Origin of the sequence: Rhodopseudomonas sp. BR0C11, assembly GCF_010820945.1 — a bacterium.
GTDB classification, from domain to species: Bacteria; Pseudomonadota; Alphaproteobacteria; order Rhizobiales; family Xanthobacteraceae; genus Rhodopseudomonas; species Rhodopseudomonas palustris_H.
Genome location: NZ_QTKI01000495.1, coordinates 1 through 3162, shown reverse-complemented (window position 1 = coordinate 3162; position 3162 = coordinate 1). Strand labels below are relative to the sequence as shown.

3 protein-coding genes and 1 pseudogene are annotated in these 3162 nt (G+C 64.8%); all 4 read right to left on the bottom strand.

Features of this window, described 5'->3' with window-relative positions; genetic code table 11:
• Positions 1 to 108 precede the first annotated feature (108 nt).
• Positions 109 to 1056: a glycine--tRNA ligase subunit alpha gene (locus tag DYI24_RS24025; RefSeq protein ID WP_107354447.1), complete on the bottom strand. Its 948-nt coding sequence runs from the start codon at positions 1054 to 1056 to the stop codon at positions 109 to 111.
• Positions 1057 to 1480: 424 nt separating this feature from the next.
• The gene (locus DYI24_RS24020) at positions 1481 to 1669 is read right to left on the bottom strand and encodes a DUF4234 domain-containing protein (protein WP_107343220.1); all 189 of its coding nucleotides are present in this window, start codon (positions 1667 to 1669) and stop codon (positions 1481 to 1483) included.
• A 119-nt stretch (positions 1670 to 1788) separates the two neighbouring features.
• Complete coding sequence (locus DYI24_RS24015) at positions 1789 to 2691, bottom strand: S49 family peptidase (RefSeq protein WP_164574109.1); 903 nt, start codon at positions 2689 to 2691, stop codon at positions 1789 to 1791.
• A 245-nt stretch (positions 2692 to 2936) separates the two neighbouring features.
• Positions 2937 to 3162, bottom strand: a pseudogene (locus tag DYI24_RS24010) (methyltransferase); the annotation flags it as partial.

Genomic DNA, 3162 nt, shown 5'->3' with positions numbered 1-3162 from the left:
GCCCCCCCCCCCGCAAGGGGGAGGGGAGCAGAGGCGTCCTCGTTATCGTGTATCCTGCTCGCATGCGAGCGACCCTGCCCCTCCAGGGGCGGGTGATTAGTCCGTGCTTTAAGTCTCCGCCCGTCCCGCTTCGGTGTGCACCCAGGCTTCGCCGCAGGCTTTCGCCAGTTCGCGGACGCGGAGGATGTAGCTTTGGCGTTCGGTGACGGAGATCACGCCGCGCGCGTCGAGCAGGTTGAAGACGTGGCTGGCCTTGATGCACTGGTCGTAGGCCGGCAGCGCCATGGCGTGGGCTTCGCGCTTGCCGCCATCGGCGGACATCACCCAGCCGGCGTCGAGATATTTCTTGCAGGCGGCCTCGGCCATCTTGAACTGCTCGAACAGCATCTCGGTGTCGGCGACCTCGAAATTGTGCTTCGAGTATTCCTTCTCGGCCTGCAGGAACACGTCGCCGTAGGTGACCTTGTCGTCGCCGTCGCGGCCGTTGAAGTTGAGATCGTAGACGCGGTCGATGCCCTGGACGTACATCGCCAGCCGCTCGAGACCGTAAGTGAGTTCGCCGGCAACCGGCGCGCATTCGACGCCGGCAACCTGCTGGAAGTAGGTGAACTGGCTGACTTCCATGCCGTCGCACCAGCACTCCCAGCCGAGGCCCCAGGCGCCCAGCGTCGGGCTTTCCCAGTCGTCTTCGACGAAGCGCACGTCGTGCAGCGCGGTGTCGACCCCGATCGCGGCCAGCGACTTCAGGTACAGGTCCTGGATGTCGGGCGGGGACGGCTTCAGGATCACCTGGAACTGATAGTAGTGCTGCAGCCGGTTCGGGTTCTCGCCGTAGCGGCCGTCCTTGGGCCGGCGCGACGGCTGCACGTAAGCGGCGTTCCAGCGCTTCGGGCCGAGCGCCCGCAGCGTGGTGGCCGGATGGAAGGTGCCGGCGCCGACTTCCATGTCGTAGGGCTGCAGGATGACGCAGCCATAATCGGCCCAGAAGCGCTGCAGCGTCAGGATCAGGCCCTGGAACGAACGTTCCGGGCGCATGTGCGGAGGCGTCGGGTCCATGATCGGCTTTGGATTCACGAGGGTTTTTGGAAAAGTGGCCGGACCGTATCGACCACGACCCGGCAAATCAAGGCGATGAACGGGCCAAATCGCCGGTTAACGCCTCCTTAACCACCCGCTACGGCGATCGCTAAAAGCTGAAATTCGTTAGCAACTGATGGGTAACCATCGGCCTCCAGGGACGTGGCGCTCGGCCGGGAAGCCGGCGCCGAAACGACGGAGAGCCGAAATGACAGCCTTTCATGCCATGAGTGCTGCGCTGGTCGTGCTGGTGGTCGCGCCGCTGCTCAGCGGATCGCTCGGCCGCTCATAAAAGTTTGCAACCTCCAAGGTTGCGCGCCGGCCCGATGGGTGATGCCCCGCCCTTCGGGCCGGCGCACCGATTCCCACATCACCGATTGAAGAGATCAGTCCGATCTGAAGTTCAGCCCGGCCGATAAGCGCCGGTCACCGGGTCGGGCCGCAGCGTCGGCAGCTTGGCGCGGTCCGCCTCGGCAAACACCGTTGCGCGGGCGACCTCGAGCTCCTGATTGACGCGTCCGGCCGTGCGGAAGGCCCACCGCACCATGGCGATGCCCACCAGGCTTCCAGCCAATACGAGCAGCGGCGGCATCGTCCAACCTCTCCTTGAGTCGCGTCACGCCCCTGTTTGCATCTTCGCTCAGTGGGCGATCACTCGCAACTCACGCTGACGGGACCAAATGGCGCGGAGGCCGCGCGGCCGCGTATCTTCTAAAAGCCGTATTTGGCCCAGATCGCCCGTGTTTCCAGCGCCGTAATCATTGATTCGGGCAGTGCCGCCACGCCGTCGAGCGCAGTTCCGGCACCGCCGGATTTACGCGACAGATTGGCAAGCAGACCGGTCGGCGGCGAGATCAGCGGGGTGCGGACCTTGTCGCCGAACTTGCCGCGTAGCACCGCGCGCAGATCACCGATCGAATCAGCAAGGCCGAGCGACACCGAGGTGGCGCCGGCCCAGTACTCGCCGGTGAACAGCTTGGACTCCTCGCCCTTCAGCCGGGTGCCGCGGCTCTCTTTCACCAATGCGATGAACAGCGCGTGGATTTCCTGCTGCAGCACCTTCAGCCGCGCGACCTCCTGAGGGTCTTCCGGCAGGAACGGATCGAGCTGCGCCTTGCGCTCGCCGGCGGTGTAGAGCCGGCGCTCGACGCCGATCTTCTTGATCAGGTCCTGAAAGCCGAAGCCGCCGCCGACCACGCCGATCGAGCCGAGGATCGACGACGGATCGCAATAGATCTCGTCGGCCGCGCACGCGATCATGTAGCCGCCCGAGGCCGCGACATCCTCGACGAACGCGTAGACCGGCAGCTTCTTCTCGGCGGCAAGCGCACGGATGCGCAGATAGATCAGCCGCGATTGCACCGGCGAGCCGCCCGGCGAATTGATCGCCAGCGCCACCGCCTTGGCGTTGCGGGTGGAGAATGCACGATCGAGCAGCTTGGCGACTCCGGCCAGCGTCAGGCCCGGCCGCAACGGCGTCACCGCGCCGATCGTGCCTGACAGCCGCACCACCGGCACCACCGGAATGTCGCGCCGGAAGCGCGCCGGAATCCAGTTACCGAGACCGGCGAGCCAACCCTGCTCGCTGCGACCGCTGATCGCAGCATCGCTCATCGCTTCACCCTATTGTCGACCATCTTGGATGCCACCATTTGGTAGGTATGGAACGTGTTTTGCAACGCAGGCTTCATATAGGGACGAGGCTGCAACGACGCAGCGGAGGGACCGATGAAAATTTACCTGCTGATGTTGTTGATCGCGGCAATTCTCGCAGCCGTGCACGTCACCAGCGCACCGGCCAAGCACAACGAACCGCAACCGCAGTAATCAGCGCTGCGCAGTTTTTGCCCAGCCGCTGATTAGGATTGCGCCAGCGGCAGAATTTGCTCCCCGGCGAGCACCGCGCGCGCGATCGGATTCGGGTGACCCGACGGGTCGTTGAGCAGCAAACCTGGAAAAAGCACCAGCGGCGCCCGCCCGCCCTTCGTCGCACGCACCAGAATACGGATTGCCGGCTTATCGGCATTCCCATGCACCGGCTGCACCATCACGCTGCCGAATCCGCGGCCCAGCGCACTCAGAACA